At 63.4% G+C, this 26,889-nt stretch carries 32 protein-coding genes; 12 read left to right on the forward strand and 20 right to left on the reverse strand.

What is annotated here, in order from left to right; genetic code table 11:
- Positions 1–258: 258 nt before the first annotated feature.
- Positions 259–870, reverse strand: a complete 612-nt coding sequence (locus FJ543_RS30795) for a TetR/AcrR family transcriptional regulator (protein WP_140878671.1) — start codon at positions 868–870, stop codon at positions 259–261.
- Positions 871–1,070: 200 nt separating this feature from the next.
- Here FJ543_RS30795 and FJ543_RS30800 point away from each other — a divergent pair, with 200 nt between their 5' ends.
- Positions 1,071–1,505, forward strand: a complete 435-nt coding sequence (locus tag FJ543_RS30800) for an OsmC family protein (protein ID WP_140878672.1) — start codon at positions 1,071–1,073, stop codon at positions 1,503–1,505.
- 17 nt (positions 1,506–1,522) lie between these two features.
- Positions 1,523–1,909, forward strand: a complete 387-nt coding sequence (locus FJ543_RS30805; protein WP_140878673.1) for a nuclear transport factor 2 family protein — start codon at positions 1,523–1,525, stop codon at positions 1,907–1,909.
- A gap of 14 nt (positions 1,910–1,923) precedes the next feature.
- Here the strand turns inward: FJ543_RS30805 and FJ543_RS30810 are convergent, their stop codons facing one another.
- The 8 genes from FJ543_RS30810 to FJ543_RS30845 form a co-directional block, all read right to left on the reverse strand.
- Entirely contained in the window at positions 1,924–2,535 is a 612-nt protein-coding gene (locus FJ543_RS30810) for a LysE family translocator (protein ID WP_015318392.1), read from the reverse strand.
- A gap of 192 nt (positions 2,536–2,727) precedes the next feature.
- Positions 2,728–3,015 (reverse strand): YkgJ family cysteine cluster protein, encoded by a 288-nt coding sequence (locus FJ543_RS30815; protein ID WP_015318393.1) that lies wholly within the window; start codon positions 3,013–3,015, stop codon positions 2,728–2,730.
- A gap of 100 nt (positions 3,016–3,115) precedes the next feature.
- Entirely contained in the window at positions 3,116–3,283 is a 168-nt protein-coding gene (locus FJ543_RS30820) for a hypothetical protein (RefSeq protein ID WP_140878675.1), read from the reverse strand.
- Position 3,284: 1 nt separating this feature from the next.
- Positions 3,285–3,692: a hypothetical protein gene (locus tag FJ543_RS30825; protein ID WP_140617157.1), complete on the reverse strand. Its 408-nt coding sequence runs from the start codon at positions 3,690–3,692 to the stop codon at positions 3,285–3,287.
- Positions 3,692–3,919, reverse strand: a complete 228-nt coding sequence (locus FJ543_RS30830; protein WP_015318396.1) for a hypothetical protein — start codon at positions 3,917–3,919, stop codon at positions 3,692–3,694. Before FJ543_RS30830 ends, FJ543_RS30825 begins: the two co-directional genes overlap by 1 nt.
- 341 nt (positions 3,920–4,260) lie before the next feature.
- Entirely contained in the window at positions 4,261–4,470 is a 210-nt protein-coding gene (locus FJ543_RS30835; protein WP_010915421.1) for a cold-shock protein, read from the reverse strand.
- 276 nt (positions 4,471–4,746) lie between these two features.
- Entirely contained in the window at positions 4,747–5,499 is a 753-nt protein-coding gene (locus FJ543_RS30840; protein WP_140878676.1) for an SDR family NAD(P)-dependent oxidoreductase, read from the reverse strand.
- An 83-nt stretch (positions 5,500–5,582) separates the two neighbouring features.
- Positions 5,583–6,251 (reverse strand): glutathione S-transferase family protein, encoded by a 669-nt coding sequence (locus tag FJ543_RS30845; protein WP_140878677.1) that lies wholly within the window; start codon positions 6,249–6,251, stop codon positions 5,583–5,585.
- Between the two features lie 167 nt (positions 6,252–6,418).
- On the opposite strand from FJ543_RS30845, the gene FJ543_RS30850 reads away from it, so the two are divergent.
- On the forward strand, positions 6,419–6,604 hold the full coding sequence (locus tag FJ543_RS30850; RefSeq protein WP_015318399.1) for a CsbD family protein: 186 nt from the start codon (positions 6,419–6,421) through the stop codon (positions 6,602–6,604).
- Between the two features lie 27 nt (positions 6,605–6,631).
- Here FJ543_RS30850 and FJ543_RS30855 read toward each other — a convergent pair whose 3' ends face one another.
- Both FJ543_RS30855 and FJ543_RS30860 read right to left on the reverse strand, forming a co-directional pair.
- Entirely contained in the window at positions 6,632–7,765 is a 1,134-nt protein-coding gene (locus FJ543_RS30855) for a metallophosphoesterase (protein WP_140790513.1), read from the reverse strand.
- A gap of 80 nt (positions 7,766–7,845) precedes the next feature.
- Positions 7,846–8,478, reverse strand: a complete 633-nt coding sequence (locus tag FJ543_RS30860) for a TetR/AcrR family transcriptional regulator (RefSeq protein ID WP_181174114.1) — start codon at positions 8,476–8,478, stop codon at positions 7,846–7,848.
- 83 nt (positions 8,479–8,561) lie between these two features.
- Here FJ543_RS30860 and FJ543_RS30865 point away from each other — a divergent pair, with 83 nt between their 5' ends.
- On the forward strand, positions 8,562–9,401 hold the full coding sequence (locus FJ543_RS30865; RefSeq protein WP_318011559.1) for an NIPSNAP family protein: 840 nt from the start codon (positions 8,562–8,564) through the stop codon (positions 9,399–9,401).
- Here FJ543_RS30865 and FJ543_RS30870 read toward each other — a convergent pair whose 3' ends face one another.
- Complete coding sequence (locus FJ543_RS30870) at positions 9,402–10,235, reverse strand: alpha/beta hydrolase (RefSeq protein ID WP_224583171.1); 834 nt, start codon at positions 10,233–10,235, stop codon at positions 9,402–9,404.
- Positions 10,232–11,164: a choline ABC transporter substrate-binding protein gene (gene choX / locus FJ543_RS30875; RefSeq protein ID WP_140878679.1), complete on the reverse strand. Its 933-nt coding sequence runs from the start codon at positions 11,162–11,164 to the stop codon at positions 10,232–10,234. The genes FJ543_RS30870 and choX overlap by 4 nt, the downstream gene beginning before the upstream one ends.
- Positions 11,165–11,241: 77 nt before the next feature.
- On the opposite strand from choX, the gene betI reads away from it, so the two are divergent.
- On the forward strand, positions 11,242–11,880 hold the full coding sequence (gene betI / locus FJ543_RS30880) for a transcriptional regulator BetI (RefSeq protein WP_140878680.1): 639 nt from the start codon (positions 11,242–11,244) through the stop codon (positions 11,878–11,880).
- Positions 11,881–12,060: 180 nt separating this feature from the next.
- Complete coding sequence (locus tag FJ543_RS30885) at positions 12,061–12,834, forward strand: SDR family oxidoreductase (RefSeq protein WP_140878691.1); 774 nt, start codon at positions 12,061–12,063, stop codon at positions 12,832–12,834.
- A 12-nt stretch (positions 12,835–12,846) separates the two neighbouring features.
- On the opposite strand, the gene FJ543_RS30890 is transcribed toward FJ543_RS30885, so the two are convergent.
- Positions 12,847–13,812 (reverse strand): LysR family transcriptional regulator, encoded by a 966-nt coding sequence (locus tag FJ543_RS30890; protein ID WP_015318402.1) that lies wholly within the window; start codon positions 13,810–13,812, stop codon positions 12,847–12,849.
- Between the two features lie 105 nt (positions 13,813–13,917).
- Here FJ543_RS30890 and FJ543_RS30895 point away from each other — a divergent pair, with 105 nt between their 5' ends.
- The 4 genes from FJ543_RS30895 to FJ543_RS30910 all read left to right on the forward strand — a co-directional run bounded on the left by FJ543_RS30895 (position 13,918) and on the right by FJ543_RS30910 (position 17,160).
- The gene (locus tag FJ543_RS30895) at positions 13,918–14,397 is read left to right on the forward strand and encodes a cupin domain-containing protein (protein ID WP_140878681.1); all 480 of its coding nucleotides are present in this window, start codon (positions 13,918–13,920) and stop codon (positions 14,395–14,397) included.
- A 133-nt stretch (positions 14,398–14,530) separates the two neighbouring features.
- A complete protein-coding gene (fumC, locus tag FJ543_RS30900) occupies positions 14,531–15,928 on the forward strand; it encodes a class II fumarate hydratase (protein ID WP_140617163.1) in 1,398 nt (465 codons plus the stop codon).
- A gap of 178 nt (positions 15,929–16,106) precedes the next feature.
- Positions 16,107–16,529 (forward strand): DoxX family protein, encoded by a 423-nt coding sequence (locus FJ543_RS30905; protein ID WP_140878682.1) that lies wholly within the window; start codon positions 16,107–16,109, stop codon positions 16,527–16,529.
- Positions 16,530–16,755: 226 nt separating this feature from the next.
- Positions 16,756–17,160, forward strand: a complete 405-nt coding sequence (locus tag FJ543_RS30910; RefSeq protein ID WP_140878683.1) for a DoxX family protein — start codon at positions 16,756–16,758, stop codon at positions 17,158–17,160.
- Positions 17,161–17,477: 317 nt separating this feature from the next.
- Here the strand turns inward: FJ543_RS30910 and ppx are convergent, their stop codons facing one another.
- Both ppx and FJ543_RS30920 read right to left on the reverse strand, forming a co-directional pair.
- Positions 17,478–19,013, reverse strand: a complete 1,536-nt coding sequence (ppx, locus tag FJ543_RS30915) for an exopolyphosphatase (RefSeq protein WP_015318407.1) — start codon at positions 19,011–19,013, stop codon at positions 17,478–17,480.
- Complete coding sequence (locus FJ543_RS30920; RefSeq protein ID WP_140726247.1) at positions 19,013–21,205, reverse strand: RNA degradosome polyphosphate kinase; 2,193 nt, start codon at positions 21,203–21,205, stop codon at positions 19,013–19,015. The genes ppx and FJ543_RS30920 overlap by 1 nt, the downstream gene beginning before the upstream one ends.
- A 167-nt stretch (positions 21,206–21,372) precedes the next feature.
- Here FJ543_RS30920 and FJ543_RS30925 point away from each other — a divergent pair, with 167 nt between their 5' ends.
- Positions 21,373–21,618, forward strand: coding sequence for a zinc-finger domain-containing protein (locus tag FJ543_RS30925; protein ID WP_015318409.1), 246 nt, complete (start codon positions 21,373–21,375; stop codon positions 21,616–21,618).
- Positions 21,619–21,628: 10 nt separating this feature from the next.
- Positions 21,629–22,867, forward strand: coding sequence for an FAD-dependent monooxygenase (locus tag FJ543_RS30930; RefSeq protein ID WP_140878684.1), 1,239 nt, complete (start codon positions 21,629–21,631; stop codon positions 22,865–22,867).
- Positions 22,868–22,885: 18 nt separating this feature from the next.
- On the opposite strand, the gene FJ543_RS30935 is transcribed toward FJ543_RS30930, so the two are convergent.
- The 4 genes from FJ543_RS30935 to FJ543_RS30950 form a co-directional block, all read right to left on the reverse strand.
- Complete coding sequence (locus FJ543_RS30935; RefSeq protein WP_140726251.1) at positions 22,886–23,551, reverse strand: TIGR02117 family protein; 666 nt, start codon at positions 23,549–23,551, stop codon at positions 22,886–22,888.
- Between the two features lie 118 nt (positions 23,552–23,669).
- Positions 23,670–24,473, reverse strand: coding sequence for an amino acid ABC transporter ATP-binding protein (locus FJ543_RS30940; RefSeq protein WP_010915400.1), 804 nt, complete (start codon positions 24,471–24,473; stop codon positions 23,670–23,672).
- Between the two features lie 25 nt (positions 24,474–24,498).
- Complete coding sequence (locus tag FJ543_RS30945) at positions 24,499–25,656, reverse strand: amino acid ABC transporter permease (protein WP_140878685.1); 1,158 nt, start codon at positions 25,654–25,656, stop codon at positions 24,499–24,501.
- A gap of 4 nt (positions 25,657–25,660) precedes the next feature.
- Positions 25,661–26,848 (reverse strand): amino acid ABC transporter permease, encoded by a 1,188-nt coding sequence (locus FJ543_RS30950; protein ID WP_015318413.1) that lies wholly within the window; start codon positions 26,846–26,848, stop codon positions 25,661–25,663.
- Positions 26,849–26,889: the final 41 nt, after the last annotated feature.

Below are 26,889 nucleotides of genomic sequence, written 5' to 3' on the forward strand. Positions count from 1 at the left end.
GAAGTCCATAAAGCACGCCCATGAATCCAAGTTGCTCAAGCCCGCAAGCGGGCTTGAGTGGCGGCATGGACTTCTAAGAAGTCCATAAAGCACGCCCATGAATCCAAGTTGCTCAAGCCCGCAAGCGGGCTTGAGTGGCGGCATGGACTTCTAATCCACGCTTCCATCTGCATTCAGCTACCGAAGGGCGGCCCTCGAGGTCGCCCTTTTCTTTTCGTCTTGAGGCTGGTGCTCCACCGCAGTCAGTTGGGATACCGGTCAGACAGCGGTAGTCTCCGCCCGCTGTGCCACCTTGCCGGCGAGCACGGCCTGCTCGATAAGGATGGCCACCTCATCGGCCACTGCGTTGAGCGATGAGCGGTCGCGGGTGGCGCGGGCAATCACCATTAAGCCTTCCAGCGAAGACTCGACCAGCAACGCCAGTGCCTGCGCGCGACGCTCGGGCACTCCTGCCCTGACGAAAGCCTCACGCAGCAAGCCGATCCACTGTTCGAAGGCCGAGCGGCACAGTTCGACAAGGTCGGGCACATCGCCTGGCGAGTCCAGCACGACCGGCGCGACCGGGCAGCCGAGTGAGAACTCATTGTCTTCCAGCATGCGTCCCACCGACTGATAGATGTGATGGACGGCGACCGCAGGGTCGCGTTCGGCGGCCAAAGCCTCGCCCAGCCGCTCGGTCACCTCGGCGACGCTGGCGCGCGTCACCTCGATGACCAGCTGATCCTTGCCACCGGGAAAGTGGAAGTAAAGCGAGCCGCGCGGCGCGCCGCTGGCGCTCAGAATGTCGTTGAGCGAAGTGCCGTGATAGCCGCGCCGCCGCAATAGCAGTGCCGTCGCCTCGATCATCCGCGTGCGTGTGTCCGTCGCCATGTCAACCTCTGTCAGGAGTGCGCACTATAAGGCTTGCCCGAAATATGACAATCGGTCTACACAATATGTAAATCGGTCTACATATTTCGGAGGCAGAGATGGATGAGTATCGGCGGAAAGGGCAAGACGGCGGCCTGGCTCGTGATGCATGAGGAAGCGGTCGCGGAGCCTTCATTTCATCAAGCAGAGGAGAGACAGCAATGACAATTCGCGAAGCATCGGCCGAATGGCACGGCCCGCTCAAGGAAGGTTCCGGACGGCTCAGGCTGGGCAGCGGCGTGTTCGAGGGCGCCTACTCGTTCCCGTCCCGCTTCGAAAACGGCCCCGGCACCAATCCGGAGGAACTGATCGCGGCCGCCCATGCTGGCTGCTTCTCGATGGCGCTCACCGCCGTCCTCGGCAGTGAAGGTCATGTCGCAAGCGACATCCACACGACCGCCAAGGTGCATCTGGGCGCCACCGCGGCCGGGCCGACGATTACCCGCATTGAATTGGAGACGGAGGCGAACGTCCCCAGGCTCCCCGCCGCCGACTTCGAGCGGCTGGCGCAGTCGGCCAAGGCGGGATGCCTCGTCTCGCGGGCGCTGGCCGGCGTCGCCATGATCACGCTGAAAGCGAACCTCATAGGTCAATGAACGGAAGGAGAAATCGCTTGACCCAGGAATTGATCATCGACATCACCGCGGCCAACCGCTCCGGCGAAACGGCTGAAATCATGCGGCGCTACAACGATGTGTTCCAGCATCACGATCCCTCGGCTCTCGAGGATCTGGTGGCGCAGGACTGCGTGATCGAGAACACCACGCCGGCGCCGGACGGCGCGCGCCGCGCCGGCAAGGCGACCTGCGTCGAGCTGTGGTCGGCGATCGCCACCGCACCCGGTACGCGCTTCGACCTCGAAGAGACTTTCGTGGCCGGCGACCGCGCCACGATCCGCTGGCGCTACTGGATGGCCGACGGCAATTCGCTGCGCGGCGTCAACCTGATGCGCGTCGCGCACGGGCGGATCGTCGAGGCGATGGGTTATGTCAAGGGCTAGACTAAGCGCCTCGATCACCTATCCGCCAGCGCCAGCTTGGCGCCGAGCATGACGAAGGCGCCGGCAAAAGTCCGGCGCATCCAGGTCAGCACCATTGGCCGCGACACGACATGGCTGCGGATCGACGCCGCGAAGATGCCGTAGCCGACAAATACCACGAAGGTCAAAAACATGAAGACCGAGCTGAGCTCCAGCATCTTCGACAGTGCGTTGGGTTCGGTGGTGCTGACGAATTGCGGCAGGAAGGCGAAGAAGAAGATCGACAGTTTCGGATTGAGCACGTTGACGAGGATGCCGGTGGCGATCACCTTGCCAGCCGAGCGCGGCGCGACATTGTCCTCGACGCTCAGGCCGCCTTTTTCCTTCAGCGTGTTCCAGGCCATGTAGAGCAGATAGGCGACGCCCAGATATTTCAGTGTCTCGAAGGCGACAGCACTGGTGTGCAGCAGCGCCGCCAGACCGGTGATGGCGGCCGCCATATGCGGGATGATGCCGAGCGTGCAGCCGAAGGCGGCAATGATCGAGGCCCGCGCACCACGCGAAAGCCCGGCGCTCAGCGTATAGAGTACGCCGGTGCCCGGCGAAGCCACGACGATCAGCGACGTCAACAGAAATTCGATGCTCACGATGATTTCCTCCGGCGCCCTACCCTGACGCAGCCTAGCCAGCAAGCGGGGTGCGCACAAGCGACAGTCATTACAGCATGTCGCGGCGATAGGATTCGCCGACCCGCTGTAAGCTTCTGATTTTATGCTTGTCGTCGTCCCGGAACCGAGGACACTTCCGGGCGACATGCATTCGCCGCCAGGAAGCCGCCGCTAAGAGGTGGAAAATCCGAGCGCCCGGCGCGCCATCAGGCACTCGTCGTCGCCAGGCATGCAGGCGCGGCAGACATCCGGGCGCAGGTCATAGATGGTGCAGGCGGTCGACTTGCCGACCTCGCCAGACAGGGCCGAACAGCGCACGCCGTCACAGCGCATGCCCGACAGGTCGGCCGCCACGTATTTTTCCGGGATGCGGTCGAGCTGCGCATCGTCCTCTGTCGAAAAGCGCGGCCACTCGGCTGAATAGGAACAGCACGCGCCGCAGCTCTGGCAATCGAACATAGGAGCGATGCCTGGTTGTGCCGACGGCAGGCTGGCCGTGGCTGGCAGGGCAAACGGCCCCGCCGCGGCAATATTGCGATCGGCGTCCCGCGGCAAGGCGCTACTTCTTCTTGCCGGCCTTGCCCTTCGGTGCGTCCGCTGGCGACTTGAACAGATCGGTCGCTGCCTGGTCGGCGGCGGCGGCCTTCGACGCGGCAACCGGCTTGGCCGGCTTTGCGGCGGGAGCCGGCGCTGCCGGCTGATCCTTGGCGGAGAATTTTATGGCCATTTCAATCCTCGTCGGCGAAACGCGATGATGGTGCGCGCGGATTGCGCAAGCGGCCGATCAACGCGGAAACCGCCGTGATGTTCATTTCCTCGGGCGACCAGTTCCTGGCTTCCGCGATGTGGTGCGCGGCCAGCTCACGATGCGTGCTGCCGCTATAGGCGGCATCCTGATAGGTGACCCGCTCATGGGTCTTGGCGTCTTCGCGGACATATTCGATGAGGTAGTTCGGGCACTCGGCCCGGCCGCGCACGCCGACGCGCACCTGGGCATCGCCATGGGCGCGCTTGCAGCGTTCGAGCTTTTCCAGCACGCGCCGGACATATTCGACCGGCTTGTCCAGGGTCTCGACCATGTCGGCGATGGTCGCATCGGCCGCGATTGGCGTTTGCGGTACGCGCTTGGTGGCCATCAGCGTTTTCCGGCTCGTTTCGGCAGCGCCGCGAGTGCCGCGGCCGCCGCCATCTCGTCGGCCTCTTTCTCCAGCCGCAGCTCGCGCAGGCGCGCGGTCTTGGCTTCCCGCGCTTCGCTGACGGCATCGCGCTCGGAAATGATGCGGTTAAGCGACATCGACTGGGTTTGCGTCTTGCTGAACAGCGACACGGCCGGATCGACGGCTGTTTTCGAATGGGCGGTCAAAATCTTTCTCCTGTCAGGAGCTTGGTGCCGATAGGACGAGACCGGTCTTCGGTCGGGACCATGCACAAAGCGATGCGGCAGCGGATTCAAGATGCTGGAGCGTCCCTTAGCACGTTCAGCCCAATGCGCAGCGCATTTTCGGCGGCAACAAGCGTAAAATGAAAAAGGCCAGGCACCGCCTGACCTTCCCTGGGAGCGCCGCGCATCCAACTGGATGCACAAGGCAGCTCCTGATGGGCAGCAGAAGCCGTGGAAACTCAAGTTCCCGTAGCCATGCGCCCGAATTCGCCGTTCACCGGTGCCAGTACATCCGTGGTCACCGGGACGGCTGAATTCTTTCTTCAGGCCGCCTTCAACTGGTCGGCGGACATCTTGCCCGACTTGTTGTCGCGGACCATCTCGTAGCCGAGCTTCTGGCCCTCGACGATGTCGCGCATACCGGCGCGTTCCACGGCCGAGATGTGGACAAAAACGTCGGCGGAGCCGTCGTCAGGTTGAATAAAACCAAAACCCTTGGTGGCGTTGAACCACTTGACTGTGCCGGTGCTCATGACGAACCCTTTCCATGGCAAATATTCGTTCGCCGTCATGCGGATGCACAACGTCGTTTGTCTCGATTTTTGATGTGGGAAGTTCGTCAAAGGCGCGCTCGGAAGCGCGGATAACAAAAGTCAGTCAAACAAATATCGACGACTTTCTTCTACGCGTGTTTCAGACGCCTGTCAAATGTTGCGCCATCGATCCGAGAATTCGACGCCTGAAAGGACGTCATCTGGCCAACGTCCATGCTGAACAAGCGCCCGCACCTGAGCGTTGCCGGCGGCCGCTCAGCGTTCCTGGTCGGTCGGTCTGATGACGATCTCGTTGACGTTGACGCGCGCCGGCTGGCCGACGGCATAGAGGATGGCGGCGGCGACATCCTCGGCGGTCAGCGCTTCCATCGTGGCGAGGCGCTGGTCCAGCCCCGCCTTCGAGGCAGCGTTGGTGATATGGTCGCCAAGCTCTGTGCGCACCAGGCCGGGCTCGATCACGGTGACGCGAACCTTGTCGGCATAGACTTCGCGCCGCAGTGATTCCGAAAAACCGACGACACCAAATTTGGTCGCCGCGTAACCGCTGGCGCCGGGATTGGCGACGCGGCCGGCGACCGACGAGACATTGACGATATGGCCCTTGGCAGCCTTGAGATGCGGCAGCGCCGCCTTGGTGACGCCCATCAGCGCCAACAGGTTGAGTTCCACCATATGGCGCCAGTCGTCGAGCGTTGCCTCCGCTGCCGGCGAGAGCAGCATCACGCCGGCATTGTTGACAAGGATGTCTAGCCGACCCCATTCGGCCACCACCTTCCCGACCATGGCAGCGACATCGTCATTGCTGGTGACGTCGGCCTCGATGCGCAAAGCCGTTCCGCCGATTTTTTCGATGCGGGCGGCCAGAGCTTCGAGCCTATCGACCCGACGGGCGGCGACGGCGACCCTTGCCCCGGCAGCAGCCAGTGCCGCAGCCGTCGCCTCGCCAATGCCCGAGGAGGCGCCGGTGACGAGAGCCACCTTGCCGGCAAGCATGGAAGAAACGGCCATTGCAACATCTCCAAAGGGCGCCGCGCCAATGCTCCTAGATAGGCCGTCCCGATAAACGGGGAAGGCCACTTCGCAGACAGGTCCTATTCATCCGGCCCCGGCTCCGGCCACGGCTCCTTCGCCGCTTCCGCATACCATTGGCGCATCGCCGGCAGCGCGAGGATGATGTCGACATAGGCCTTGGTGTCGGGCGCCAGATCCCCACCATAGGTGTCGAAGCGGGTAACGACAGGCGCATACATGGCATCGGCCGCGGTGAAATGGCCGAACAGAAACGGGCCGCCCTTGCCGTGTTTCTCGCGGCACTCGCGCCACAGCGCCTCGATGCGGGCGCGTTGCGCCTCGCCCTCGGCATCGAGTGGCTTGTGGCCCTTTGGCCGCCGCAAATTCATCGGCCAGCCATAGCGGACTTCGCGAAAGCCGGAATGCATCTCGGTCGCCGCCGAACGCGCCAGCGCCCGGGCGCCGATCTCGGCCGGCCAGAGCTTTTTCTCCGGAAAGAGATCGGCGAGGTATTCAATGATGGCAAGGGTTTCCCAGACCATTCCGCCAGTGTGGTTCAAGGGCTTGTGAACCAAGACAGGGACCTGACCTGTCGGCGACACCTTCGCCAGGTTAGCGGCGGTCTCGGGGGTGCGCAGCCGCACCAAGACCTCTTCGAACGGTATCTCCAGGTGCCGCATCGCCACCCAGGGCCTGAGCGACCAGGACGAGAAGCACTTGTTGCCGATATAGAGCGTGAATTCCGACATTTGTCCCCCTTGGCGGTTTGCTCCTTGCGGAGTGCGCTGGCCGGCACCCTAGCCTGCCGGCGCGGCGCCCGAAAGACACCCTGTTTCGCCGACATAAGCGGCGGCTGTCGGAACCGAAACCGTGCCGGCTCGTTTGCCAAGACGAACCAAACCCGGGAGATGCGAAAATGGTGAACAAGGATCAGGTCGCCGGTGCGGCCAAGCAGGTAAAAGGCTCGGTCAAGCAAGCCGCCGGCAAAGTGACCGGCGATAGGCAGACGCAGGCAGAAGGCATGGCCGACAAGGCCACCGGCAAGGTGCAGAAGGCCTATGGCGACGCGAAGGACAAGGTCAAGAAATCGCTTGACCGCTGAGGAAAGGGCCGCGTCGAGCGGCCCTTTTCACGTCTTCAGCGATTTGCTGAAAGCGGTGGTGAAAACCACGGCGCCATGATCATCGCCGGCTTCGCCCAGCACGACGTCCAGGCTGTCGCTGGTGACACGTGCCAAGGCGAAGCCGCCCATATAGGCGGCTTTCGGCTTGAAGAGATCGAGGCCGTCGCGTTGATAGATCATCGGCACCTCGTGCTGGTGACCGTGGAAGACGGCAACGACGTTGTAACCCTTCAGGGCGGCCAGCAAGGCCTGGCGGTCCGCATCGCTCCACCAATGCGGCGCGCCCTTGCCGTCATCGTCGAATGCTCTCTTGGCGGGGTCCCACCGCTCTATCGAAAAAGTATCCCAGCCATAGTGCTGGAACAGGATGACCGGGCGCCCATCCGCCGCATAGGTTGCGAGATCCTGCTTGAGCCAAGGCAGGCTGCTGTCGGCGCCATGGCCGGTGTCGCCGGCGAAGCGATGGGTCTGCACCAGATGCAGGCCACCCCAGTCCCAGGAATAGCAGTCAGTGTCGACGTCGTAGCTGGTGGCCGGCACCGGCGGCTTGAAGAACACGCCGGCGCGATGATTGACCTCGACATAGTCGCGCATTTCACGCCGGTACCAGTCGACATGGTGCGGCGGGCCGTTCTGATCGAGGTCGTGATTGCCGAGCCCGACATAAACCGGAATGTGCACTCGGTCGGGGCCCATGCCTTGCTGATAGCGCTGGCTGAACTGCAGAAGCTGGGTGCCTTCGCTGGGCTCGGTGATCTGGCCGCCGCCATCGTCGGTGATGTCACCGCCAACGACAAGGCCGAGCGGCGTGCCGATGCGGCTGCCGGCCGGCCGCAGGCCCGTGGCGATGCCGTTGATCCGCGCCGGCCAATCCTTGTCACCGATGGCGTTCAACGCCGCGACGTTGCGTAGCAGCGCCGCGTCCGTCTTGCCTTCCAACTTGCAATTAGGGCTCAAGCCGCTCGCCATGCGGCAGGCATGGACGTCGGCGACGAACAGGAAGGTGGCGTCGACGGGCTGGATGCGCTGTCCGGTCTGGCCGAGCGCCGGACGCGAAAGCGTACCGGCAGCCGCAAGACCGGCGGCCTGCACCAGAAAGCCGCGTCGTGAGAACAATAGGGGCGGAAGGCGATTCATCATCGGCGGAATTCAGCACAAGCGGCGTCTGTCCGTCCAGCTTGGTCGCGACGTCAGAGCCGGGCCCCAGCGATCCACCTGCCTCAAGTGGCGCCATGCCGGCGCAGCACCCTGCGACGTCGCCGCGCCACCGGCTCGCCCTGCGATGATGCCGCTTGCGAGGCGCTCCGCTCCAGCGCCGCTAGGCAATCGCGCAACGGGCCGGCGTCCTGCGCCGTCTTGGCCATCGACATGGCGCCGGAGTAGGCGGCGACCGCAAACACCGCAAAATGCTCGGGATCGGCGCCTTGCTCCCTGCCCTCCCGCTGGTCGGCCCTGATCTTGTCGGCGATCGCTTGGCGCCATGCCGAAAAGACGCCGGCAAGGGCATTCCGAAATTCGGGATCGGCGAGCGACAGTTCATGGGCCAGATTGTTGAGGGGGCAGCCGCGCACGAAACCTTGCCGTTCCAGTTCGGCCGCCACGGCGTCGAACACTTGACGCACGCCCTCGCGGGCCGAGGCCGCCTGCCGCACCGGCGCGATCCACGTCTCCTCGACCGCCGCTGCCACGCGCTCGTCGATGACCGCCAGCGCCAGCGCCTTCTTGGTCGGGAAATGATGATGCAACGCGCCACCGCTGACGCCTGCCGCCGCCATCAGGTCGCCGAGGCTGGAAGCATGGTAGCCGCGTGCCTGAAATGCTGCCTCGGCGACATCGAGGACTTTGCGGCGCATGCCTTCGGGGTCGTTGATGCGTTTGCCTCGGACTCGCCCTGGCCGGGTGTTGAGCTCTGCTGACATTGTAAAAGGATAGCATGTTGACAAAACAGGGCAACCGGTCTGTTTATAAACAGGACGATCAACCTGTTTTGGAGAAGCCGCGGATGAGCCCGATCCCGAATGCCACGCCTAAGCCGGCGGTACTCGCCTCGCCGATCGTGGAATTGCGGCAGTACACGTTGAAGCCTGGCCGGCGCGAAACGTTGATCGATATCTTCGACACGCAGTTCATCGAAAGCCAGGAAGACGCGGGGATGACGATCATCGGCCAGTTCCGCGACCTGGACCGCCCCGATATGTTCGTCTGGATGCGCGGTTTCGAAAGCATGGATGCGCGCAAGCATGCTCTGAGCGCGTTTTATGACGGCCCCGTATGGGCGGCGCACCGCGACGCGGCCAACGCGACGATGATCGATTCCGACGACGTGCTGCTGCTGCGGCCGGCGTGGCCGGATGCCGGCTTCGATCTGTCGGGATTGCGCCGGCCAATGGCCGACATGGTCAAAAGCACAAGCGAACGGAGCGGGTTGCCCGGCCTGGTTGAGATTTCGATTCATCATTTACGGCCGGGCATCGGCGCCGACTTCGCCGGGCGCTTCCGTGCGGAGATGGTTGCGCGGCTTGCCCAGACCGGCGCGCGTCTGCTTGGCGCCTTCCTGACGGAGCCGGCCGCAAACACCTTCCCGCGGCTACCCGTGCGCGCCGGCGAAAACGTCTTTATCACCGTTGCCGGCTTCCCCGACGGCGATGCCCACGCCAGCCATCGCCTCGCCACTTCGCCGGCGTGGCAGGCACTTGGCCAGAACATGCAGGGCATTAGCACTAAGCCGGCCGAAACGTTGCGGCTGGTGCCCACGGCCCGATCGCTGTTGCGGTGATCAGCGGCCGGACAGCAGTCCCGCCATCGCCGAGGCGACAAAGGCCGGGTCCTCCCAATGGGGATTGTGACCGCAGTTCTGCGCCCAGACGAGACGGGATCCGGTCAGCGCGTCGGCCAAGGCCTGCTGGTGCGGCTCGTCGAATAGCGGATCGCAGGCGCCGGCGATGATCAGTGCCTTGGCCCGCACGGCCCGTGCCTCGGCGGTCAGGTCGGTGATGCGGACTTCCTCCAGAATGGCACGCCAGCGGGCCGCAGGCATGGCGGAAGCTTCCGTCGCCAGGCCCGCGAGGAACGTCCGCGGCACCGAGGTTTGGCACGCATGCCACCAGGCAAAGAACGGGTCGGCCGGCGATATCGGATCGTGCAAGGCCAGGATGCCGACCGGCAACGCATGGTCCGGCGTGAAGCCGGGCTTCAGCGTGCTGGCCAGCACGACCAGGCCTCCGATCAAGTCCGGCTGCCGGGCGGCCAATGCAATTGCCACCATGCCGCCCAGCGAATGACCGACGACGATAGGCCGGTCCAGCCGCAGATGCCGGATCAACCCGGCAATATCCTCGGCGAAATCAGCGACGCGGTAGCCGCCGCCCGCCTGCGAGGCACCATGGCCGCGCAGATCGGGCATGATCAGCCGGCGGCCAGCCAGATGCGGCGCCAGCAGCGAAAAGCTGCGGCTGGTGTCGGTGAAACCATGGATCAGCAACAGCGGCGGCCCGGCACCGGCGATCTCGACATAGGCGATGTCGAGATCGCCGATATTGACCCATTGCTTGCGACCAGCCCAGGCGTTCTGTTCCACACAGGTGATGGACAAAGCGTCCGGCGGTCTCACAGGCCGAGCTTCTCCTTGACGGCGGCAAGACCAGGCTTGCCATCGAAAGTCGTGACACCGGCGAGCCAGGCATCGAGACGGCTCTTGTTCAGCGTGATCGCCTTCAGCGCCCCGTCCTCTGGCTTCATGCCGTCATTGATGAGGTAGCCCATGCCGACATTCTCGAAGTCGATGTCGAAGACCAGGTTCCTGAGGAACTGCGCCACGTTAGGACATTCCTGCAGGTAGCCCTTGCGGACCTGCGTCGTCACCGTCGCGGCGCCGAAATTCGGGCCAAAGAACTTGTCGCCGCCTGTCAGATACTTGAAGTCGTACATGGTGTTCATCGGATGCGGCGCCCAGCCCTGGAAGACGATGAACTGCTTCTCCTTGATCTCGTAACCGACCTCCGACAGCATGCCGGCTTCGCTGGACTCGACCACGTGCCAGCCATCGAGGCCGAAGGCCGGATCGGCGATGGCGTCCATCATCAGCTGGTTGGAGCCGGGCTCGATGCCATACATCTTCTTGCCGAACTTGTCGGCGAACTTGTGCAGGTCGGAGACGTCCTTGACCCCTGCCTCCCAGACATAGGTCGGTACGGCGAACGTGTATTTGGCGCCGACGAGATTGACACGCACATTCTCGATCGAGCCGTCCTTCTTGTAGGGTTCGTAATAGGTGACCATCGCCGGGTCCCAGTAGCCCAGGAACAGGTCGAGATCCCGGTTCTTCATGCCTTCGTAGATGACGTTGATGCCCAGCACCTCGCTCTGTGGCTGATAGCCGAGCGCTTGCAGGAGCACATTGCCCACACCCGTGGTGAAAGCGAGATCGTTCCAGCCGGGCTCGGCCATGCGGACCACACGGCATTGCTCGGCGTCGGCCGCCTGGGCAGCCTGCGAGGCCAACGCCAGCGCGGCCAGACAGCTTGCAAGGATACGCACCATTTCCGTTCTCCTTATTGTGTTGGCCCATCGGTCTTTTTATTGTCCCATGGGTCAATGATTGATCTCGCGGGGCGAAAATGTCAACATGGATTCGTGAGGCATGGAACAATCTCGTGAAACTGAGACGCCTTGGCGACATACGCCGAAAGGAATTGCGCCAGGCGGCCTTCGCGGTTCTGGAGCGCGAAGGCATTGCGGGGGCGACGCTGGAAAAAGTCGCCGCCCATGCAGGCGCCTCCAAAGGCATCGTGCTGCACTATTTCCGCAACAAGCAGGAATTGTTCGAGCACGCCATGCGCGAGGCCAACGCAGTCCTATGCAACGCGGTGGTCGCAAGGCTTCGCCGGGCGCGGACTTCGATGGAACGCCTGGACGCGGTGATCGAGGGCAATTTCGAGGAGCATCTCTTCCTGCCGCCTCTATGCCATGCCTGGCTTTCGCTCTGCGCCGAGGTGCCGCGCGATGAAAAGCTGGCGCGCATCCAGAAGGTGATCCATGGGCGCATGCGCTCGAACCTGTTGTCCGGCCTGCGCGGCCTCGCCTCACCTGGGGAGGCCGACGACATCGCGCTTGGCGTCACGGCCTTGATCGACGGACTCTGGCTTCGGCTCGGCCTGCAGCCGGGCAGCGTCTCGCGCGAACAGGCGATCCGGCAGGTCAAGGGCTATGTCGCCGCGCGGCTGGCTACTCAGGAGCGCTCCACCGCCAGCGCGTGAAACCGACCCGCACGTCGTCCGGTTTTCGCGCTGCGACGGGTCTCAGGCCAGCCGGCCGTCGGGCGCTTGCGCCGGACGCCGGCCGAAGTTCATACCCTGGGATAGCCTCATGACTTGACCCCGTCACGGACATGCGGTGCGATCCCTCTGTTTGATGGCAAACGCATGGTGAGGTGCGTGATGAGGCTTCGCGGCAAGCGGACGTTGATCACCGGCGGATCGGACGGCATCGGCCTGGCGATCGCCGAGGCATTCCTGCACGAGGGTGCCGATGTCCTGATCGTCGGCCGCGACGCGGGCAAACTCGACACCGCTCGCCAGAAGCTGACGGCCCTCGGCTCGACAGGCATGGTGGCGACATTGTCGGCCGACCTCGCCACCAGCCCCGGCCTCGCAGCGGTCGTCGAGCAGGCGAAAGAATCCGGCCAGCCACTCGACGTTCTCGTCAACAATGCCGGTGTCGCCTATCTCGTGCCGTTCGAGAGTGTCAGCGAGGCACAGTTCCAGCAATCTTTCGCGCTCAATGTGACGGCGGCGTTCTTCCTCACCCAGGGGCTGCTGCCGCATCTCGGTGCAGGTGCATCCGTCATCAACATCTCCTCCTATTTCGCCAACAAGATGATCCCGAAACGGCCATCAAGCCTCTACTCCCTGTCCAAAGGCGCGTTGAACTCGCTGACCAAATCGCTGGCCTTCGAACTCGGTCCGCGCGGCATCCGCGTCAACGCAATCGCACCCGGCACGGTCGACACCGCCATGCGGCGCAAGACCGTGGACAACCTGCCTGTCGAGGCACAGGCGGAACTGACAGCCTATGTCGAACGCAGCTATCCTCTCGGCCGCATCGGTCGACCCGCAGACATCGCCGGCATGGCGATCTATCTCGCCAGCGACGAGGCTGGCTGGACCAGTGGCGGCATCTTTGCCGTCGACGGCGGCTACACGGCGGGGTGAACTGCCTGGCCGCTATGGCGCGGCAACTTCACCAGCGGCGCTTTCCACAAATCCAAGAGCGCCCACAACGTCCAGGATCTGAAGGCGAATCCAGCGATGAGGGGGCTCGTCGTCTCGGCGTGCGTGCCAGTACATCCTGATTTCAGGAACGGCAATGGGAAGTGGCGGCTCGAAGATGGCGAGAGGCAGGGTCTTGGCTGCCCAAACCGCGAACTGCCTGGGAACCGCGGAAAGGTAGTTTCCGTTTGCGACGGCCAACGCGACAGCCTGAAAGTGAGGCAGTGCCAAGCTTACACGGCGGCTTCGCCCGATTTTGCGGAGCGCCTCGTCGGTGGAGCCCGACATCGAGCCGTCGATAGAGCGAAGAACGTGCGGCAGTTCGCAAAAAAGCTCAAGCGGAATAGGCTCGCCCCCTGCGATCCCCGCCAGTCTGATCGCAGCATTGTTTTGCGCCGCAATGATTGCGAATGGCGAATGGAACAGCGGTACGCTGGAGACCCAATCCAAGACCTCCAGCGGACGTTCGAGAGCCACATCGATTTCATCGTCCTGGAGCAGACGCGAAACATCGCCTCGCGCGCTATCGAGAAACCGTAACGACGCATGCGGCGCGATAGCCGCGACGCGCACCGCCAGTGTCGGCATCAGTAGCATGGAAAAGAAGTCCGCCCCCATGAGCGTGAAGGTTCGCTCAAGTTCCGCCGGATTGAACGAATGCGCCGAATGAAAGGCGCGTTCGATCTCGCGCAGTGCGGCGCGCACCGGCTCCGTCAGGCTTTCGGCGCGCGGGGTCGGCACCATGTCGTTGCCGCGCCGCACGAACAACTGGTCGTTGAGGACATGACGCAGGCGATTGAGCGCGGCGCTCACGGCGGGCTGGCTCAGCCCGATCTGCTCGCCGGCGCGCGTCACGCTTCGTTCGCGCAAAAGCGCATCGAGCACCCTGACCAGATTGAGGTCGAGCGCATTTAAATTCATGGCATCAATCCGCCCCATATGATCATTGGATTTCCATCGGCGGCATGCACCTGATCAGATCCTTCCGACCGCGACCCGTCCGAAGGCAACAAAGGAGGAAGAACCATGACAATGACCGTCGGGACCACTACAGGCAAGGAACTCTTCTGGTTCAACAACACACTGGTTGCCATTCGGATATCGTCGGCGGAGGGCGAGGACGGCATCTGTGTCATCGAGCACCGCATGCCCCATGGCGATTCTCCGCCGCTGCATGTGCATCGGCACGAAGACGAGGTGTTTCATATCCTAGAAGGACAGCTGCGCGTTCGGATCGACGGACAGGAGCGGGTCGCTGGCACCGGCGAGACCCTCATTGCGCCGAAAGGCCTGCCGCACACATACAGGGTCGAATCTCCAGAAGGTGCGCGCGCTCTGACCGTCACGCGCGGCCGCGGGTTCGAGACGATGCTGCGTCAGGCGAGCCGCCCCGCCGGACAGCCGGAATTGCCGCCGCTGTCCGAGCCGACGCCCGAGATGATCGAGGCTCTGGTGCGTATCTGCGCGGAAAATGGCATCGATATTGTCGGTTCGCCCTTGAGTTGAGAACGCGAAGCCGCCGATCTCTCCTCGGAAGCATCTTCAACCGATTTGCATCCGCAGCCGCGTTATTCTCCGCTTGAAGCCATTTGTGCAACGCGATACGCCGTTGCCCAAATCGACAGACCGGAGCCTTGCCGTGAGCACGCCAAAGACGAGAACCGAAACCGACACGTTCGGCCCCATCGAGGTCGCCGCCGACCGTTATTGGGGCGCCCAGGCGCAGCGTTCCCTCGGCAATTTCAAGATCGGTTGGGAGAAGCAGCCGGCTTCGATCGTGCGCGCGCTGGGCATCGTCAAGCGGGCGGCGGCGGAAGCCAACATGGAGCTCAAGCGGCTCGATCCGGCCATCGGCAAGGCGATCATCGAGGCCTCGCAAGAGGTCATCGACGGCAAGCTCAACGACCACTTTCCGCTGGTGGTCTGGCAGACCGGCTCGGGCACGCAGTCCAACATGAACGCCAACGAGGTGATCTCGAACCGCGCGATCGAGATGCTGGGCGGCGTCATGGGCTCGAAGAAGCCGGTGCACCCCAACGACCACGTCAATATGAGCCAGTCCTCGAACGACACCTATCCGACGGCCATGCACATCGCCTGCGCCGAGCGGATCGAGCATGACCTGATCCCCGCGCTGCACCACCTGCACAAGGCGCTCGCCGCCAAGAGCCGGGACTTCAACCACATCATCAAGATCGGCCGTACCCACACGCAGGACGCCACGCCGCTGACGCTGGGCCAGGAATTCTCCGGCTATGCCGCGCAGGTCGCCTCCTCGATCAAGCGCATCGAGCAGACGCTGCCCGGCCTGCAGGAACTGGCGCAGGGCGGCACCGCCGTCGGCACCGGCCTCAATGCGCCGGTCGGTTTCGCCGAGCGGGTGGCCGATCGCATCGCCGCCATTACCGGCATTGCCTTCGTCACCGCGCCGAACAAGTTCGAGGCGCTCGCCGCCCATGATTCCATGGTGTTCTCGCACGGTGCCATCAATGCCGCGGCCGCGGCACTGTTCAAGATCGCCAACGACATCCGTTTCCTTGGCTCCGGCCCGCGCTCGGGCCTCGGCGAATTGTCGCTGCCGGAAAACGAACCCGGCTCCTCGATCATGCCAGGCAAGGTCAACCCTACCCAGTGCGAGGCGATGACGCAGGTCTGCGTGCAGGTGTTCGGCAACAATGCGGCGCTGACCTTCGCCGGCAGCCAGGGCCATTTCGAGCTCAACGTCTACAATCCGCTGATGGCCTACAATTTCCTGCAGTCGGTGCAGTTGCTCGCCGACGCTTCGGTCTCCTTCACCGACAATTGCGTCGTCGGCATCGAGGCGCGAGAGGACAACATCAAGGCGGCACTCGACCGTTCGCTGATGCTGGTGACCGCGCTTGCGCCCACCATCGGCTACGACAACGCCGCCAAGATCGCCAAGACCGCGCACAAGAAAGGCACTACGTTGCGCGAGGAAGCGTTGGCAACCGGACTGGTCAGCGAGGCCGACTATGACCGCCTGGTGCGGCCGCAGGACATGACGCATCCGGGGTGAAGGCATTTTTCGGCAGGAGAATATCCTCACGCCAGCGCATCGACCGACACGAATTTCCGTTTTTCACCGGTTCACAGAAACGTATGCCCTGTGAACAATGTGTCGCCGGATAGGCGGCTTTGGTGAACAGTCGGCATGCTCTATCTGACGGGGCATCAACCCCATTCGGAGAGCCACCATGTCCACAAACACCTCCTTCGCCGGCAGCGGCACCGCGTCCAACAGCTCTGTCACCATCCTCGTCGGCCGCATCCTGCTCGCGGTCATTTTCCTGCTTTCGGGATTCGGCAAGCTCACAGCCATTTCCGGCACCGCCGCCTACTTCGGCGGCCTCGGCCTGCCGGCGCCGACGGCGACAGCCGTCATCGTCGGACTGATCGAGCTGCTTGGCGGCCTTGCGGTCCTCGTCGGTTTCCAGACCAGGGTCGCCGCCTGGGTGCTCGCGATCTTCACGATCGCAACCGGGCTGGTCGCCCACACCGGCTGGGCCGACCAGATGCAGATGATCCAGTTCCTCAAGAACGTCGCCATCACCGGCGGTTTCCTGCTGCTGGCCTCCTCGGGTGCCGGCGCCTATTCGATCGACGCCAAGCGCGGCTGAGGTTTTTTTCTCCCAAGGACCTGAAACGAGCGGCGCGGAATTTTCCGCGCCGCTTTTTCGTTGTGTGCTTACAGGCCTACAGCACGTCGCGGCAAATAGGATTCGCCCGACCTGCTGTAAGCTTCTGGTTTTATGCATGTCGTTGTCCCGGAACCAAGGACACTCCCGGGCGACATGCATTAGACTGCAATGGTCGCCGGCGACCGTGCCGGCAAGGGAGGGAGCCATGGGTCGCAGTGCATTGCTTCTGGTTTCGCGGCTGCTGTTTGCCGTGCTGTTCGTGCCGTCCGGCTTCCAGGCGCTCGCCAACATCGCCGGCACCACCAGCTATTTCGCCGGCCTCGGCCTGCCGCTGCCGGCGCTCGCCGCCTGGGGCACCGGCCTTTTCGAGCTGATCGCGGGACTGCTGATCCTCATTGGTTTGCAGACGCGGATCGTGGCACTGCTGCTGGCCGGCTTCTGCATCGCGGCCGGCTATATCGGCCACTATGGCCAAGGCGCCGAGGATGCGGCGCTCGCCTTCCTGCACCAGCAGATGCTGATGAAGGATATCGCGATATCGGGTGGTTTCCTGGCGCTTGCCATGGCCGGCGCCGGCGCCTGGTCGGCCGATGGGCGCGGTGCGGTTTAATATCGTCTTAAATCCAAGGACGGGCCCGAAGCCGAGCCTAGTCGACCCCCACTCCGTCTCGGCTTCGCCGGCCACCTTTCCCCGATCGACGGGGTAGAGGAAGGGCACGAACTTATTTTAGCCAACGCTACTCACGCCAGGCTCCCTTCCTCTCCCTCCGGAGGGGCGAGAGGTGGCGCTGCGAAGCAGCGACGGAGTGGGGGAAGCCGGTCCTCAAACGCGAAGCCGATGACAAGTCGAAGCCGCCGGCAAGTGGTGCGATTGAGTTGATCTAATTTCCGCGTGGGTCAGATAAATCACGCTCTAATAGGCCGTGTTCATTTCGCCGACACGCTCTGCCCGCCCTCGACCGCCAGCACCAGGCGACGGTTGGTGATGCGCGCCAGTTGCGCCAGCCGGCCGGCCGGCCGCTCGCCGTATAGGTCGGAGAGCGAGGCCGGCAGCACCAGCGCCAGCGCGCCGTTGGGGCGGCTTTCCCATTTCAGCCTCGGCATGATGCCGGGCATCGCGGCCGTCAGCAGATAAACCACGCGCATCATCGCTGCCAGTACGCGGGCGCGCTCCAGCAGGCGCGGCGGCGCCAACGCCCTGATTTCGGGCGCCACCAATTCATTGAAGACGCCATCGTGACGGTAGGCGTTGGTCAGCGCCAGGTAGGCGCGGCCGGGATGATCGACACCGATGAACGAGGCATGCGCGATGATGTTGAGCGACTGCTTGCCGCGATATTCCGGATGAGCGCGCCAGCCGATATCGGCGAGCAGGCAGGCGGCGTGGCGATAGCGCGCTTCGTCTTCCGTCTCGTCGATGCCGAACGCCTTGAAGGCCTTGCCGGTCCATTCGACCAGGTCATGCGCGTGATGGACCGAACGCGAGCGCAGAAGCGCAAGCTCCTCGGCGGCCGAGATCAGCGGATCGGCCTTCTGTTCGGCCGCGTCGAGCAGCGAATAGAGGAAACCCTCACGCACGCCTTGTGCCGAAACGACGATCCTGGACGGCTGCATCGCCGTCATGATCTCCTGCAGCACGAGAGCGCCATAGGGCAGCAGCGAACGGCGGTTCTTGGAGACACCCTCGATACCCCTCACCTTTTCGACTTCGCCCCTGGCCACCTGCTTGAGGAAGTTCTGAGCGCTTTCGGCCGATATTTCGTAGTGGTGCATGACGCCGAGCGGGTAGTTGTTCATCTCCATATGCAGCCTGGCGAGGTTTCGCCAGGTGCCGCCAACAGCGTAGAAAGTCCTGCCTTGTCCGCCCTTCAAGAGCTTGGCCCGGGCCAGTTCCTGGCGCGCGATCTTCTGCGCCTGGACGAGCGAGTTCTTCGCCATGTCCTGCAGGCGCAGGCCGCCGAGCGGCAGCGTGATGCCGTCGCCGATCGCCTCGCCATCAATGTCTATAAGCTCCAGGCTGCCGCCGCCAAGGTCGCCGGCAATCCCGTTGGCCGGGTGGAAGCCTGAGATGACGCCGAGCGCGGAATAATGCGCTTCCTGGCGGCCGGAGAGCACACGGATTTCGGTCTTGAGCACATCCTCGGCACGATGGATGAAATCGGGACCGTTGATCGCCTCGCGGGCGGCGGCGGTTGCCAGCACGTACATGTGTTCGGCGCCTGCCTGGTCGGAGAGCGCTCGGAAACGGCGAAACTCCTCCATCGAGCGCGCCACACCCTCGGGGTCCAGCTTCCCCGTCGACACGATGCCGCGGCCGAGGCCGGCCAGCATCTTTTCGTTGAACAGCATGGTCGGCGAGCGCGCCAGCCCCTCATAGACGACGAGGCGGATCGAATTGGAGCCGATGTCTATGATGGACAGCGGTCGGCGGTCCTGCAGCCGGCCCTGGGAATTGGACAGCATCAGGTGGCGGCGTTCTTCTTGCGGCGCTTGAACTGGGCGATTCGCTTGGGCGCATGCGATTTCAGCGCGTCACCCCGTCCCGACAGGCTCGGATTGGTCATGAAATATTCCTGCGCGTTGAACGGTTCCTCACCCTCCTCCAGCACCACGCGCCGGGAGGTTCCATCTGCCAATACGTCGAAACTTTGCTGATTGTCCATGATGTTGCCCAGCATGATCTGGCCCAGAATCTGTTCATGCACAGTTGGATTGGTGATCGGCACCATGGTCTCGACGCGGCGGTCGAGATTGCGCGGCATGAGGTCGGCCGAGGAGATGTAGACGATGGCCTCGTCCGACGGAAGGCCATGACCGTTGCCGAAGCAATAGATGCGGCTGTGCTCCAGGAAACGGCCGACGATCGACTTGACCCTGATGTTCTCCGACAGGCCCGGCACCTGCGGCCGCAGGCAGCAGATGCCGCGCACGACGAGGTCGATCTCCACTCCGGCGCGGCTGGCATCGTAGAGCGCGTCGATGATGATGGGATCGACGAGCGCGTTCATCTTCATCCAGATACGCGCCGGCCGTCCCTCCAACGCATGGGTGACCTCGTCCGAAATGTGCTGGAGGATGCGGTTCCTCAGCGTGAACGGCGAGATCGCCAGCCGCATCTCCGCGGTCGGCTCGGCATAGCCGGTGATGAAATTGAACAATTGGGCGACGTCGCGGGCGATCGTCGGATCGGTGGTGAAGAAGGACAGGTCGGTGTAGATGCGCGCGGTGACCGGGTGGTAGTTGCCGGTGCCGAGATGGACGTAATTGCGCAGCTTGCCGTCCTCGCGCCGCACCACCAGCGACATCTTGGCGTGGGTCTTGAGTTCCAGGAACCCGAACACGACCTGCACGCCGGCGCGTTCGAGATCGCGCGCCCAGCGAATGTTGGCCTCCTCATCGAAACGCGCCTTGAGCTCGACCAGCGCCGTTACTGACTTGCCGGCTTCGGCCGCGTCGACCAGAGCACGCACGATTGGGCTGTCGTTGGAGGTGCGATAGAGCGTCTGCTTGATCGCCACTACTTCGGGGTCGGCCATCGCCTGGCGCAGGAACTGCACCACCACGTCGAACGACTCATAGGGGTGATGGACGACGATGTCCTTCTCGCGAATGGCGGCGAAACAGTCGCCGCCATGCTCGCGGATGCGCTCGGGAAAGCGTGGGTTGTAGGGGATGAATTTCAGGTCGTCGCGGGGAACGGAGACGATCTCGGAGATCTGGCTGAGTGCCAGCGGCCCGGTGAGCACGCTGATGCGGCTCGACGAGACGCCAAGCTCGCCGGCGACGAAATCGCGCAATTCCCCAGGCATCAGCTTGTCGAATTCGATGCGGATGACGGAGCCGCGGCGGCGGCGCTTCAGCGCCGTTTCGAACAGGCGCACGAGATCTTCCGATTCCTCTTCGACCTCGATGTCGCTGTCACGAATGATGCGGAACGTGCCGGAACCCTTGACCTCGTAGCCAGGGAAGAGCTTGCCGATATAGAGGCCGACCGCCTCCTCCAGCGGAATGAAGCGGACATGGTGCTTGCGGTCCGGCAGGCGGATGAAGCGCTTCAGCGCCACCGGCAGGCGCAAGAGCGCGCTCATCTCCTCGCCATTCTTGCGATGGCGAAGTTGCAGCGCCATCGAGAAGCCGAGATTGGGAATGAACGGGAACGGATGCGCCGGGTCGATCGACAGCGGGGTCAGCACGGGAAACACCTGCTCCTGGAAATGGTCTTCCAGCCAGACCTTCTCGTCCTTTGTCAGCGCGTCGCGGGTGATGGTTTCGATGCCTTCCTTGTTGAGCAGCACCGTGAGGGCCGACAGGCTCTTCTGCTGGTCCTCCTGCAGCCGCTCGACCTCACGCAGCAATTGTTCGAGCTGCTGTTCGGGAGTGCGTCCGTCCGGGCTCTTCAGCACGATCCCCTCGCGCACCTGGCCTGCAAGACCGGCGACGCGCACCATGAAGAACTCGTCGAGATTGGCGGCCGAGATCGACAGGAAGCGGACGCGCTCCAGCAGCGGGTGATGGGTGTTCAGCGATTCCTCGAGAACGCGGCGATTGAACTGCAGCCAGGAGAATTCGCGGTTGACGAAGCGGTCCGGATTGCCTTCCGGGCTCGCTGCCGCGACATTGTTGAATTCGCTCTGTACCGGCTTCAGTTCGTTCATGATTCCTGCTCTTCCGCACGCCTCAGCCGGTTAACCGGCTTAACTTATCCTGTGGCAGGCTTTTGCGACAGTTCTCTGACAGGCTTTTGCGACAGTTTGATTTCATCGAACTTGCAAACAGACTTGATATGATCCAGATGCAGAGAGACTGCGTTAAGGAGACGATGATGGCAGGCGGTTCCATTCCCCATTTCCAGAACGATGCGGGCCATCCGGCGATCGACATCGGAGTCAAGGAATTCATGTGCACGGGCGCCAACCCGCCTTTCGACCACCCGCATGTTTTTCTCGACATGGGCGACGACAATGAGAAAGTCTGCCCCTACTGCTCGACCCTCTATCGCTATTCGCCGAAGCTGAAGGCGACCGAAACGCTGCCGGCGGGCTGCCTCTACATCGACCAGGCCGCCTGACCTTCCGATCATGAGCGAGACGCGGTCCCGGCAGGTCATGATCGCCGGGGCTGGCATCGCCGGGCTGACAGCGGCGATTGCCTTTGCCGAACGCGGCTATTCCGTGAGGGTGGCCGAACAGGCGCAGCGTCTCGAAGCGGCGGGCGCCGGCATCCAGCTCTCTCCTAACGCGACCCGCATCCTTCGCCAGCTTGGCGTGCTCGACACGCTTCTTGCCAATGCCGTCCAGCCGGAAGCCGTGGTGCTGAAGGACGCCGCGAGCCTGCGCCAACTGGCACGCGTGCCGCTTGGCGGAGCCGGCGAGGAACGCTGGGGGGCGCCCTATCTCGTGGCGCACCGGGCGGATCTGCAAGACGCCCTGATGGCGCGCGTTGCGCAACTGCCCGACATCCATCTCACCACCGGCGCGCAGGTCAGCAGCGTGGCCTCCGGTTCATTCGTTATCACCAGGACAGACGGGGTCGGCCGCAGGGTCATCGATACCCAAGGATCTCTGCTGGTCGGCGCCGATGGCGTCTGGTCAGCGGTGCGGAGGTTTGCCAGTCCAGGCAGCGGAGCCGGCTTGGCGAACAGCCATTTCTCCGGCGAACTGGCTTGGCGGGCGACGGTGAGCGCAGACAACGAGGCGGGGCGAGCCTTCACCGCGATCGGCTCCCCTGACTGCGTCACCACCTTCCTGCATCCCGGCTTTCATTTGGTCGCCTACCCCGTGAGCAGGGGTAGCGCCTTCAACCTTGCCGCCTTCACCCGGGGCGAGCGCATCGCCGACGGGTGGTCACGCCACGCCGATCCCGCCATCCTTTCAGGCGCCATGCGCCGCTCCGCGCCGGCGCTGGCGCGTTTGGTGGAACTCGCTGGCCCGTGGACCGCCTTTCCTATCCACACGGTCGAACAGCGACGCTGGACCATGCCCGAAGGCATCGCGCTGATCGGCGACGCCGCGCATGCGATGACGCCGTTCGCGGCGCAAGGTGCTGCCATGGCGATCGAGGATGCCGCGACGCTGGCCAGCCTGGTCGCCGACATCCCCGGCGACCTGACGCAAAGCCTCATCATCTGGGAGAACCTGCGGCGGTCGCGCATCGCCAAGGTCATCCGTCGCGGCGCGCTCAACCGGCTTGCTTGGCATGCCCGAGGCCCGGTGGCGTTGGCCCGCAATCTGTTTCTGGCGGCACGACCGGGAGAGAAGCTCGCAGCCGATCTGGACTGGCTTTACGGGTGGGAGCAGCAGCGGATCATCCGTCGCTGAAAGGAGCCCGTGGCAAAGCTAATTATACAGCCGCATCGACAGCCCAAGCGAAACCGGCAGCGGGTTCCACCAGCCGGTGCGCAGGCCGGCAGCGCGCAGTGCCGCCGCCGTCCAGGTGTTGCAACCGATCAGCGCGTTGAAATGGCCATTGGCCTCATAAAAGCGATCGAAATTGGAGTAGGCGGCATTGTCGATGACGATCGGACCGTTCGGCCCCTCTTGAAAGCTCGCTTCGATGAAATCAAGCAATGCGGCAAAACGGTCTTCGCCCACGTCGAAGCCGGCGACATCGGGGTGCGGCTCGGGAATATTGCCGGCGACGGCGACATGCATCACCGACGCATCGAGCGTCAAAGCCTTGAACGCGGGCAGCGCCTTCAATTGCGACCATGTCGGCGTTTCCAGGTAGAAGGCGCGCCCACCCCAGCCGAAGACGAGGTAGCGCACTTCGGGCGCGTCCGATGGCAGGCCGACATCGGCAAGGAAACGAAAGCGCCGGCGCACCTCGTCGTCCACGGGAATGGCGATGTCGGTGTGGATCGGATTTTTCAGCACCAATATGTGCCGGATGCCCTCGCCCGCTGCGGCTGCCGGCCAGAGCGGCCGCGGCACCAGCGTGCCGAGCGACACGGCGAGCACCAGTGCTGCAACCAGAATGGCCAGGAAACGCAGGAGTTTTCTCATCGGTGCGGCTTCGCGATTCCGTCGCGGCTCAATGAAGAAGATCATTTATCGGATCGGCCAGACACTAAAAAGCCCGGCCGTGGCGCGACCGGGCTTTCCCGACTTGGCGTCAATCCGCTCAGTGCAGGATCTGCGACAGGAACAGCTTCGTGCGTTCGTGGCGGGGATGGTCGAAGAACTCGGCCGGCGTGTTCTGCTCGACGATCTGGCCCTGATCCATGAAGATCACCCGGTTGGCGACTTTCCGTGCAAAGCCCATCTCGTGGGTGACGCACAGCATGGTCATGCCTTCCTCGGCCAGCCCCACCATGGTTTCCAGCACTTCCTTGATCATTTCGGGGTCGAGCGCTGAGGTCGGCTCGTCGAACAGCATGATGCGCGGGTTCATGCACAGCGAGCGGGCGATCGCCACGCGCTGCTGCTGGCCGCCGGAAAGCTGGCCCGGATATTTGTTGGCCTGCTCGGGGATCTTCACGCGCTTGAGGAAATGCATGGCGATTTCCTCGGCCTGCTTCTTAGGCGTCTTGCGCACCCAGATCGGCGCCAGCGTGCAATTCTCGAGGATGGTCAGATGCGGGAACAGGTTGAAGTGCTGGAACACCATGCCGACCTCGCGGCGCACCTCGTCGATCTTTTTCAGATCGTTGGTGAGTTCCTTGCCGTCGACGATGATCTTGCCCTTCTGGTGCTCTTCCAGCCGGTTGATGCAGCGAATCATGGTCGACTTGCCCGACCCGGACGGTCCGCAAATGACGATGCGCTCGCCGCGCATCACCTTCAGATTGATGTCCTTCAGCACATGGAACTCGCCGTACCATTTATGCATGGCGATGATGTCGATGGCGACATCGGTGGTCGAGATATGCATCTTGGCGGCGTTGACCTTGATCTCTTCCGCGCTGACGGCATTTTCGGTGGCCATGGCTGGGGTCCCCTTGTTCTTTTGTTTAGCGTTTGTAGCCGGTGTCGAGCCGGCGTTCCGTGTACATTGAATAGCGCGACATGCCGAAGCAGAACAGCCAGAAGACGAAGGCGGCGAACACAAGACCGGATTTCGCGGTCTGCGCCGTGGCCCAGTTGGCGTCGGAGAAGTTCTGCTTGACGATGCCGAGCAGGTCGAACATCGAGATGATGAGGACCAGGCTGGTGTCCTTGAACATGCCGATGAAGGTGTTGACGATACCGGGTATGACCAGCTTCAGCGCCTGCGGCAACACGATCAAGCTCATCTTCTGCCAGTAGCCGAGGCCGAGCGAATCGGCGCCTTCATACTGGCCCTTGGGGATCGCCTGCAGGCCGCCGCGCACCACTTCGGCCATATAGGCCGCCGCAAACAGCGACACGCCGATCAGCGCCCTCAGATATTTGTCGAAAGTGACGCCGGCCGGCAGGAACAGCGGCAGCATGACGCTGACGAAAAACAGGACGGTGATCAGCGGTATGCCGCGCACGGCTTCGATGAAGATAATGCACAGCATCTTGATGATCGGCATCTTCGAGCGCCGCCCGAGCGCCAGCACGGTGCCCAGCGGCAGCGATACGGCGATGCCGACGAAGGACAGGCTCAGCGTGATCAGCAGCCCGCCCCAGCGCGAGGTTTCGACATGCGGCAGGCCGAATACGCCGCCGACCAGCAGGAAGAAGGAAGCGATCGGCAGCACCAGGAAAAGCAGGATCGCGTTCAACCCCTTGCGCGGCACACGCGGCATCAGCATCGGCACCAGCAGCGCCACGAACAGGATGGCGACCAGGATCGGCCGCCAGCGCTCCTCGACCGGATAGGTGCCGAACATGAACTGGCCGAACTTGGCGTTGACGAAAGCCCAGCAGGCTCCGCTCCAGCCATCGGGCTGAATGCCGCCTTGCGCGACGGTGGCGCAGACCGTGCGGTCCGGTCCCGTCCACTGTGCGTTGATGAACGCCCAGTTGATGACCTGCGGCAGAACCCAGGCGACGATGGCGATGCCGAGGATGGTGAGGATGGTGTCGCCGACCGAGCCGATCAGGTTCTTGCGCACCCAGGCGACGGGGCCGCTGACGCTCGCCGGCGCGGGCTGCGCCAGCGCCATTTCGGTGCGCACCCAGGATAGATCGTGTTCCTGCATGGTCCTATCTCTCCACCAGCGCCATCCTGGCGTTGACCACGTTCATGACGGCCGAGGTCACCAGGCTGAGTATGAGATAGGCGATCATCATGATCAGCACGCCCTCGACCGCTTGTCCGGTCTGGTTCAGAACCGTGCCGGCCGTTGCCGTCAAATCGGGATAACCGATGGCGATCGCCAGCGAGGAGTTCTTGGTCAGGTTGAGATACTGGCTGGTCAGCGGCGGGATGACGATGCGCATGGCCTGCGGCACCACGACCAGCCGCAGGATCGAACCGGATCGCAGCCCAAGTGCGGCCGCCGCCTCGGTCTGGCCCTTGCTGACACCCCTGATGCCGGCGCGCACGATTTCGGCGATGAAGGCCGCCGTGTAGCAGGACAGCGCCAGATAGAGCGAAAGGAACTCCGGTTTGACCTGGAAGCCGCCGGTCAGGTTGAAGGTCGATTGTTTGGGCAAGTCAAAGCTCAGGGGAAAGCCGCTCAGCACGTAAGCCAGCAGCGGCAGGCCGATGATCAGCGCGGCGGAGGTCCAGAACACCGGAAATTGCTGGCCCGTCGCCATCTGCCGCTGACGCGCCCTGCGGGCAACGAACCATGACATTGCGATGCCCACGACAAGGGCGACCAGGATCAGCCAGGAGCCGTCGCCCCAGACCGGGCGCGGAAAATAGAAGCCGCGCTGGTTGAGGAACGAGCCGAAGGGCAGATGATAGGAATCGCGCGGCGCCGGCAGCACGGCGAGCACGCCGGAATACCAGAAGAAGATGACCAGCAGCGGTGGGATGTTGCGGAAGATCTCGACATAGACCGTGCAGATCTTCTGGATCAGCCAGTTCTGCGACAGGCGGCCGATGCCGATGACGAAGCCGATGATGGTGGCGGTGATGATGCCGGCGACGGCAACGATGATGGTGTTGATCAGGCCGACGACGATGGCGCGGCCATAGGTCGAGTCCGACGTATAGGCGATCGGCGTGTCCGAGATATCGAAGCCGGCGCGCCCCTTGAGGAAGCCGAAGCCGGAGGCGATGTGCAGGCGCTGCAGATTGTCGATGACGTTCTGCACGATCCACCAGACGGACCCGAACAGAACGATGACCACCAGCGTCTGAAAGAAGAGACTGCGAATTCTCGGGTCATTGACGAAGGAGCCGCGGCTCGGCTCCTCGCGTAGGATTTCCTGCGATGCCATGTCACGTCCCCTGTGAAAGAGAAACCGGAAGGCAGGAGCCT

The organism is Mesorhizobium sp. B2-5-7 (assembly GCF_006440875.1).
GTDB classification, from domain to species: domain Bacteria; phylum Pseudomonadota; class Alphaproteobacteria; order Rhizobiales; family Rhizobiaceae; genus Mesorhizobium; species Mesorhizobium australicum.

What these genes read in the sequence shown, in the direction of transcription:
- ppx (WP_015318407.1), bottom strand. Translation starts at nt 19,013, where the DNA reads ATGCTGTCCAATTCCCAGGGCCGGCTGCAGGACCGCCGACCGCTGTCC.
- FJ543_RS30925 (WP_015318409.1), top strand. Translation starts at nt 21,373, where the DNA reads ATGGCAGGCGGTTCCATTCCCCATTTCCAGAACGATGCGGGCCATCCG.
- FJ543_RS30835 (WP_010915421.1), bottom strand. Translation starts at nt 4,470, where the DNA reads ATGAGCACCGGCACAGTCAAGTGGTTCAACGCCACCAAGGGTTTTGGT.
- FJ543_RS30920 (WP_140726247.1), bottom strand. Translation starts at nt 21,205, where the DNA reads ATGAACGAACTGAAGCCGGTACAGAGCGAATTCAACAATGTCGCGGCA.
- FJ543_RS30820 (WP_140878675.1), bottom strand. Translation starts at nt 3,283, where the DNA reads ATGGCCATAAAATTCTCCGCCAAGGATCAGCCGGCAGCGCCGGCTCCC.
- FJ543_RS30840 (WP_140878676.1), bottom strand. Translation starts at nt 5,499, where the DNA reads ATGGCCGTTTCTTCCATGCTTGCCGGCAAGGTGGCTCTCGTCACCGGC.
- FJ543_RS30845 (WP_140878677.1), bottom strand. Translation starts at nt 6,251, where the DNA reads ATGTCGGAATTCACGCTCTATATCGGCAACAAGTGCTTCTCGTCCTGG.
- FJ543_RS30890 (WP_015318402.1), bottom strand. Translation starts at nt 13,812, where the DNA reads ATGAATTTAAATGCGCTCGACCTCAATCTGGTCAGGGTGCTCGATGCG.
- choX (WP_140878679.1), bottom strand. Translation starts at nt 11,164, where the DNA reads ATGGTGCGTATCCTTGCAAGCTGTCTGGCCGCGCTGGCGTTGGCCTCG.
- FJ543_RS30905 (WP_140878682.1), top strand. Translation starts at nt 16,107, where the DNA reads ATGTCCACAAACACCTCCTTCGCCGGCAGCGGCACCGCGTCCAACAGC.
- FJ543_RS30910 (WP_140878683.1), top strand. Translation starts at nt 16,756, where the DNA reads ATGGGTCGCAGTGCATTGCTTCTGGTTTCGCGGCTGCTGTTTGCCGTG.
- FJ543_RS30940 (WP_010915400.1), bottom strand. Translation starts at nt 24,473, where the DNA reads ATGGCCACCGAAAATGCCGTCAGCGCGGAAGAGATCAAGGTCAACGCC.
- FJ543_RS30895 (WP_140878681.1), top strand. Translation starts at nt 13,918, where the DNA reads ATGACAATGACCGTCGGGACCACTACAGGCAAGGAACTCTTCTGGTTC.
- FJ543_RS30885 (WP_140878691.1), top strand. Translation starts at nt 12,061, where the DNA reads ATGAGGCTTCGCGGCAAGCGGACGTTGATCACCGGCGGATCGGACGGC.
- FJ543_RS30935 (WP_140726251.1), bottom strand. Translation starts at nt 23,551, where the DNA reads ATGAGAAAACTCCTGCGTTTCCTGGCCATTCTGGTTGCAGCACTGGTG.
- FJ543_RS30815 (WP_015318393.1), bottom strand. Translation starts at nt 3,015, where the DNA reads ATGTTCGATTGCCAGAGCTGCGGCGCGTGCTGTTCCTATTCAGCCGAG.
- FJ543_RS30850 (WP_015318399.1), top strand. Translation starts at nt 6,419, where the DNA reads ATGGTGAACAAGGATCAGGTCGCCGGTGCGGCCAAGCAGGTAAAAGGC.
- FJ543_RS30860 (WP_181174114.1), bottom strand. Translation starts at nt 8,478, where the DNA reads ATGCGCCGCAAAGTCCTCGATGTCGCCGAGGCAGCATTTCAGGCACGC.
- FJ543_RS30950 (WP_015318413.1), bottom strand. Translation starts at nt 26,848, where the DNA reads ATGGCATCGCAGGAAATCCTACGCGAGGAGCCGAGCCGCGGCTCCTTC.
- FJ543_RS30930 (WP_140878684.1), top strand. Translation starts at nt 21,629, where the DNA reads ATGAGCGAGACGCGGTCCCGGCAGGTCATGATCGCCGGGGCTGGCATC.
- betI (WP_140878680.1), top strand. Translation starts at nt 11,242, where the DNA reads ATGTCAACATGGATTCGTGAGGCATGGAACAATCTCGTGAAACTGAGA.
- FJ543_RS30795 (WP_140878671.1), bottom strand. Translation starts at nt 870, where the DNA reads ATGGCGACGGACACACGCACGCGGATGATCGAGGCGACGGCACTGCTA.
- FJ543_RS30945 (WP_140878685.1), bottom strand. Translation starts at nt 25,656, where the DNA reads ATGCAGGAACACGATCTATCCTGGGTGCGCACCGAAATGGCGCTGGCG.
- FJ543_RS30800 (WP_140878672.1), top strand. Translation starts at nt 1,071, where the DNA reads ATGACAATTCGCGAAGCATCGGCCGAATGGCACGGCCCGCTCAAGGAA.
- FJ543_RS30825 (WP_140617157.1), bottom strand. Translation starts at nt 3,692, where the DNA reads ATGGCCACCAAGCGCGTACCGCAAACGCCAATCGCGGCCGATGCGACC.
- FJ543_RS30855 (WP_140790513.1), bottom strand. Translation starts at nt 7,765, where the DNA reads ATGATGAATCGCCTTCCGCCCCTATTGTTCTCACGACGCGGCTTTCTG.